The sequence below is a fragment of the Pseudomonas sp. A25(2017) genome, from assembly GCF_002001065.1.
GTDB lineage: Bacteria > Pseudomonadota > Gammaproteobacteria > Pseudomonadales > Pseudomonadaceae > Aquipseudomonas > Aquipseudomonas kilonensis.
This window is the reverse complement of record NZ_MUOA01000062.1, coordinates 136987-143205: the sequence shown is the minus strand read 5'-3', so window position 1 is coordinate 143205 and position 6219 is coordinate 136987. Positions and strand designations below refer to the sequence as shown.

Here is a 6219-nt window from a genome sequence, read left to right as displayed (position 1 = left end):
CCCCGCCGCCAGCCTGACCGCCGTCCTGTTTGGCCTGAGCGGATGCCTGGTGGATTTCGGCGCACGCATCCGTCAGCCAGGGGCAGCGCCGGATGAGCATGCACAGCCGACACCGGGCGCCCTTGAGAGCTTGCACCACTTGCAGCGCCAGGAAATCCCCTGCGCCTGGCTCGACGAATTGCCACCTGCCGTCAGCCATGCCCTGGCGACCTCATTGCCGACGTGGATCAAATCGCCGCAACTTCCAGCAACAAATAATCCTTGGCCAGCGCCACATGCCTGCTGGCAGGCGCTGATGGCGCTCAATGTCCAGCAACTGGACGGTTGCGTGTTGGTCAGTGGCGAACCCCGGTTGTTGCAGTCGGGGCTCAACGCCGGTTTGTGGACCATCGGCCTGGCGTCCTGCGGCTCGCTGTGTGGCCTGGCGCCTGGCGAATGGCAGGCGCTGAGCCAACAGGAGCGGGAAACCAAGCGCGCCAAGGCCACCGTGCAATTGTTCGGCCTGGGGGTGCATTCGGTGATCGATCACCTGGGCGAACTCGACACTTGCCTGGCGGACATCAGCCTGCGCCGACTCAAAGGCGAGAAGCCATGACCGGGATCATGCAGGGAGCGTGAGTGTGGATTACTCTTAAGGCAAGCCACGGACTTTTGACCCAGCGTCGCGGTCCATGGCTGTGCCTATCAATAAAGGGAGTACGCCAATGCCTGCCCGCGAACTGCAAGAACAGCTCAACAAACTGCGCGAGCAATTGGAACAGAATCCACCACTTTCCGAAGTCGAGCGCGATGACCTGCACGCGCTGATGCAAAAGATCGAACTTGAGCTTGAGCTGGAAACCAAAGCGCCGGACAACAACCTCGCCGACAATGTGAACCTGGCGGTCGAACGCTTCGAGGTGGAACACCCCACCCTTGCCGGGACCTTGCGCAACATCGTGCAAGCCTTGGGCAATATGGGGATCTGAACCCTTTAAATGCAAAAAGCCCTGCTATCGCTAGCGGGGCTTTTTAGTTTCACGACCTGAAATGCAATCCCCTGTGGGAGCGGGCTTGCTCGCGAAGGCGGTGTGTCAGCCAAATGGATGTCGACTGATACACCGCCTTCGCGAGCAAGCCCGCTCCCACATTAGATACTCATTGGCGGACCAGGCGGTGGTTCGGCAGTTGGACGTCTTCGGTGCTGCGATACGGGTTGATATCCAGCCCGCCCCGGCGCACATACCGCGCGTACACCGTCAGTTTCTCCGGCTTGAGCAAGCGCTGCAGGTCGAGAAAGATCCGCTCCACGCACTGCTCATGGAAATCCGAATGCTGGCGGAAGCTGACGATGTAGGCCAGCAGGCTGGCGGGGTCCAGGGCCGCGCCGCGATATTCCACCGCCACGCTGCCCCAGTCTGGCTGGCTGGTCACCGGGCAGTTGGACTTGAGCAAGTGGCTGTGCAGGCTTTGCTCGACGATGCGCGAAGCATCGCAACGCAGCAGTTCCGGGCGCGGGTGCGCGTAGGAGTCGACGCTGATGTCCAAATCGTCGATGCACGTACCGGGCAGCGCCACGATGCCTTCACGTTCCACGTCCTTGAGGCTGCGGATCCGCACGCCCACTGCTTTGCCGGCAGCCGCCGACAGGTCCTGGCGCAGGGTCGCTTCCAGGCTCGCGGTATCGGCGAACGGGGTCTGGTTCAAGGAGTTGAGGTACAGCTTGAAGGATTTGGACTCGATGATATTCGGCGAATCCGCCGGGATCGCGAATTCACCGATGGCCACCACCGGCTTGCCGGATGGCAGCAGCCACGACAGCTCGAAGCAGTTCCAGAAATCCACGCCTTTGTACGGCAGGGTCTCGGCCGTCAGGCCCAGTTCCGCCCATTTCGCCGTGCGCGGGATGGGGAACAGCAGTGACGGCGTGTACGTGGCGATGTATTCGCTGGATTTGCCCAGCGGCGAATGTTCGGCTGCGGGATGCATGACGGAAACCTGACTGAAGAATCAGCCGATTCTATCAGCCTTTGCCGCAGCCTTTGAGTGCTTACTGACTGACTGTCAGGTTGCCCTTCATCCCGGCCTGGTAATGACCGGGGACATTGCAGGCAAATTCCAGCCGGGTAGCCTTGCCAAAAGCCCAGGTCAGCTCGGCGGACTTGCCCGGCTCAACCAGCACGCTGTTAGCGTCGTCGTGACGCATCATGCCGTCTTTACCACCGTGTCCCATCGAGGCCGGATTCATCGAGGCATGGTCCATTCCCGGCTTCATCCCGGTCGGCGTCAACATGCCGCTCTGTTGCATCTTGAGCATTTCCTGCTGGTGCTGGGCATGCATCGCGGCGTTACCGAGGTTGAATTCGTGCAACAACTGGCCTTTATTGATCAGTACGAACCGCACCGTCTCGCCCGCCTTGATATCCAGCGTACCGGGATTGAACGACATGTCGCCCATCACCACCTCGATGGTGCGACTGGCCTTGGCCGCCGGTGCGGGCTGGCCGAAATCAAAGTGCGCACCGGGCGACGCCCACAACGAGCTACTCAATACCCACGCAGAGGCGGCCAGGATCAGACGGTTTACCATCAACATGTTCATACTCCGACAAGGTAAGGTTCAACTTGCCCAAGACTCTAGATCGGTGCGGCTGCCAATTGACTGACAGTTGCATTACAACTCTGTCAGGTTGTGCCACGGCCCCGGCCGCCGCGGTATAACGCCCACGTTCAAACCATGCCCTGAGCTGCCCATGAAACTGCTGATCGTCGAAGACCAAACCAAAACCGGCCAATACCTGCGCCAAGGCCTGAGTGAGGCCGGGTTCAATGCCGACCTGGTGGCCGATGGCATCACCGGCCAGCAACTGGCCTTGAGCGGTGAATACGCCTTGCTGATCCTCGACGTGATGTTGCCCGGCCGCGATGGCTGGCAGATCCTGCAAGCCGTTCGCGGGGCCGGATTGGATACGCCGGTACTGTTTCTCACCGCGCGGGACGCGGTACAGGATCGGGTACACGGACTGGAACTGGGCGCCGATGATTACCTGGTCAAGCCCTTTGCCTTTTCCGAGTTGCTGGCGCGGGTACGCAGCCTGCTGCGGCGAGGCAGTTCGACGCAACAGGAAACCAGCCTGCAGCTGGCCGACTTGCGCCTGGACCTGATCCGTCGCCGCGTCGAACGCAGCGGGCGGCGCATCGACCTCACCGCCAAGGAATTCGCCTTGCTGGAAATGCTCCTGCGCCGCCAGGGCGAAGTGCTGCCCAAATCACTGATCGCGTCCCAGGTCTGGGACATGAATTTCGACAGCGACACCAACGTCATCGAAGTCGCGATACGACGCCTGCGAATCAAGATTGACGACGACTTCCCCAGCAAACTGATCCACACCGTGCGGGGCATGGGCTATGTGCTTGAAGAGCGCGCCCTGTGAGGGGGCGGTGGTCGCTGAGCAGTCGCCTGGCGCTGCTGTTCGCCGCCTGCACCGCGGTGGTGTCATTGTTCGCCGGGGTCTTGTTCAGCCGTGGCAGCGAGGCGCACTTCATCGAGCTGGACCAGCAACTGCTCGAAGGCAAGCTGATCGGCCTGCGCCGGGCCCTGCAAGACCTCGACGCAGAGCAGACCCAGGCGCGCCTGGAAGATGAACTGAGCCGCCAGGCCGACCTGGCGCTGCGCATCAAGGGCAGCGATGGTGTGCGCTGGTACGACAGCTCGATCCGGATTCCAGCGCAATTGCCAGAGCGGCCCGGCCTGTCGACCCTCAGCGATGCCGACACCGATTACCGCGTATTGAATGCCCCGCTGTATCCCGACCGAGCCAATTCGCCGCAACTGACCCTGCTGCTGGACATCACCCACCACCAGCACTTCCTGCAACGCATGCAGCGCCTGATCTGGCTGACCGTCGGCCTCTCGGCCCTGGCCACCGCCCTGCTGGGTGCCTGGGCCGCCCGGCGGGCCTTGCGCCCCTTGCGGCGCATGGGCGCCATCGCCAGCAACGTCTCGGCCCGCTCCCTCAACGCCCGACTGCCCGAAGAGCAAATGCCCGCCGAACTGGCGGAATTGGCCCACAGCATCAACGCCATGCTCGGACGCCTCGACGATGCGTTTCAGCGGCTCTCAGCGTTCTCTGCCGACATCGCCCATGAATTGCGCACGCCGCTGTCGAACCTGCTGACCCACACCCAGGTCACCCTCACCCGCGAACGGCCCCTGGAGGATTACCGCGAGGCGTTGCACAGCAACCTCGAAGAACTGCAATGGATGGCGCAACTGGTCAACGACATGCTGTACCTGGCCAAGGCCGACCACGGCCTGCTGGCGCTCAATCGCGAACCGCTGCAATTGGCCGAAGAGGTGGACGTGCTGCTGGACTTCTTCGCGCCCCTGGCCGAAGACGCCAACGTACGCTTGAGCCGCGAGGGCGAGAGCCGCATCGAGGGTGACCGCAACATGCTGCGTCGGGCGCTCTCCAACTTGCTGGACAATGCGCTGCGCTTCACCCCCGCTGGCGGCGAAGTGCGGGTGCGCATTGTCGATGAGGCTCAAGGGGTGAACATCAGCGTGGAAAACAGTGGCGAGGGGATTGCAGCGCACTTGCTGCCGCGCCTGTTCGACCGCTTCTACCGCGCCGACCCGGCTCGCCAGGAGGGCAGCAGCGAACACGCGGGACTCGGACTGGCCATCACCCGCTCGATCATCCGCGCCCATGGCGGGCAGATTCGCTGTGAATCGGCCGATGGTTGGACGCGGTTCCTGATCGAATTGCCGAAGAGGGATTAAGTCCGACGCCCCCCCTGTGGCGAAGGAACATATCTGTGGGAGCAAGGCTTGCCCGCGATGCAGACGCCTTGTTTCCCCCGCAGACCGCGTCGCCTGCATCGCGGGCAAGCCTTGCTCCCACAGCGGAGTCTTCAGCAAGCCCTTCTGCCACAGAGGTCTGTGTCGTATCAGGAATACCGCAACGCCTGCGCCGGTTCGATCTTCGCCGCACGCCACGCCGGGTACACGGTGGCGAGGAAGCTCAGGATGAACCCGGCCGAGCAGATCAGCACCACGTCGCCACGCTGCAGCTCCGACGGCAGGTTGCTGACGAAGTACACGTCGGAACTGAAGATGTGCTGGCCGCTGACCCGTTCCAGCCAGCCCACCAGCGCACTGACGTTCAGCGCCGCGATCACCCCCAGCACGCCGCCAATCAGCGTGCCGACAACGCCGATCACCGTGCCCTGGACCATGAAGATCGCCATGATCTGCCGCGGCGTGGCGCCGATGGTACGCAGGATCGCGATGTCCGCGCCTTTGTCGTTCACTACCATGATCAGGGTGGCGATGATGTTGAACGCCGCCACCGCGACGATCATCAGCAACAGCAAGCCGATCATGGTTTTTTCCATTTTCATGGCACTGAACAGGCTGCCCTGGGTGTGGGTCCAGTCGTCGGCCTTGTAGGCCGCGCCCAGGCCGGTGGCGATGTCACCGGAGACCTTGGGCGCCGCGTACAAATCCTTCACCGCCAGGCGCACGCTTTGTACCTGGTTCGGCTGCCAATGCTGCATCTGTGCAGCATCGGCCAGGTGGATCAGCGCCATGGAGCCGTCCAGCTCGGCGCCCACCTTGAACACACCCACCACATTCAGCCGCTGCATCCGTGGGGTGATGCCACCGGGGGCCGTGCTGACTTCCGGCACGATCAGGGTGATTTTGTCGCCGACGTTCAAGCGAAAGCGCCGGGCGGTGATTTCGCCAATCACCACGCCAAACTCGCCTGGTTTCAAGGCATCGAGACGCCCCTGGACGATATGCTGGGCGACGATGGACACCTTGCCTTCCTGGGCCGGATCGACGCCGCTGATCTGGATCGGCTGCATCGAGCCCTTATGGCTCAGCATCCCTTCCATCTCGGTAAACGGCACGGCAGCGATGACTTCAGGATTTTTCAGCGCCGCGGCGGCCACCGGCTGCCAGTCGTCGATCGGATTGACGCCGACGAGGGTAGCGTGGGGCACCATGCCGAGGATGCGCGAACTCATTTCGCGCTGGAAGCCGTTCATCACCGACAACACCACGATCATCGCCAGCACACCCAGGGCGAGGCCGATCATCGAGGTCATGGAGATGAACGAAACAAAGCGATTGCGGCGCTTGGCGCGGGTATAGCGCGTGCCGATAAAAATCGATAACGGTCTGAACATTCGCGGGGCACCGTATGAAAATAAAAGACCCGGCACGTGTTTCAA

The 6219-nt window shown here is 62.3% G+C and carries 7 protein-coding genes; 4 read left to right on the top strand and 3 right to left on the bottom strand.

The window, feature by feature from the left end:
- Window positions 1-595, top strand: a 595-nt coding sequence (locus B0E42_RS15335) for a phosphatase (protein ID WP_077506763.1), incomplete at its 5' end; no start/stop codon positions are given.
- A gap of 109 nt (window positions 596-704) precedes the next feature.
- Window positions 705-968: a DUF4404 family protein gene (locus tag B0E42_RS15330; RefSeq protein ID WP_018609983.1), complete on the top strand. Its 264-nt coding sequence runs from the start codon at window positions 705-707 to the stop codon at window positions 966-968.
- A gap of 169 nt (window positions 969-1137) precedes the next feature.
- Here the strand turns inward: B0E42_RS15330 and queF are convergent, their stop codons facing one another.
- The gene (gene queF / locus B0E42_RS15325; RefSeq protein WP_013692631.1) at window positions 1138-1968 is read right to left on the bottom strand and encodes an NADPH-dependent 7-cyano-7-deazaguanine reductase QueF; all 831 of its coding nucleotides are present in this window, start codon (window positions 1966-1968) and stop codon (window positions 1138-1140) included.
- A 61-nt stretch (window positions 1969-2029) separates the two neighbouring features.
- Window positions 2030-2575 (bottom strand): plastocyanin/azurin family copper-binding protein, encoded by a 546-nt coding sequence (locus B0E42_RS15320; protein ID WP_053178624.1) that lies wholly within the window; start codon window positions 2573-2575, stop codon window positions 2030-2032.
- A 157-nt stretch (window positions 2576-2732) separates the two neighbouring features.
- Between B0E42_RS15320 and B0E42_RS15315 the strand changes: the two genes are divergently transcribed.
- Entirely contained in the window at window positions 2733-3413 is a 681-nt protein-coding gene (locus B0E42_RS15315; protein ID WP_014339344.1) for a heavy metal response regulator transcription factor, read from the top strand.
- The gene (locus B0E42_RS15310) at window positions 3410-4762 is read left to right on the top strand and encodes a heavy metal sensor histidine kinase (protein WP_053178623.1); all 1353 of its coding nucleotides are present in this window, start codon (window positions 3410-3412) and stop codon (window positions 4760-4762) included. Before B0E42_RS15315 ends, B0E42_RS15310 begins: the two co-directional genes overlap by 4 nt.
- A 167-nt stretch (window positions 4763-4929) precedes the next feature.
- On the opposite strand, the gene B0E42_RS15305 is transcribed toward B0E42_RS15310, so the two are convergent.
- Window positions 4930-6174, bottom strand: a complete 1245-nt coding sequence (locus tag B0E42_RS15305) for a lipoprotein-releasing ABC transporter permease subunit (protein ID WP_018604884.1) — start codon at window positions 6172-6174, stop codon at window positions 4930-4932.
- Window positions 6175-6219: the final 45 nt, after the last annotated feature.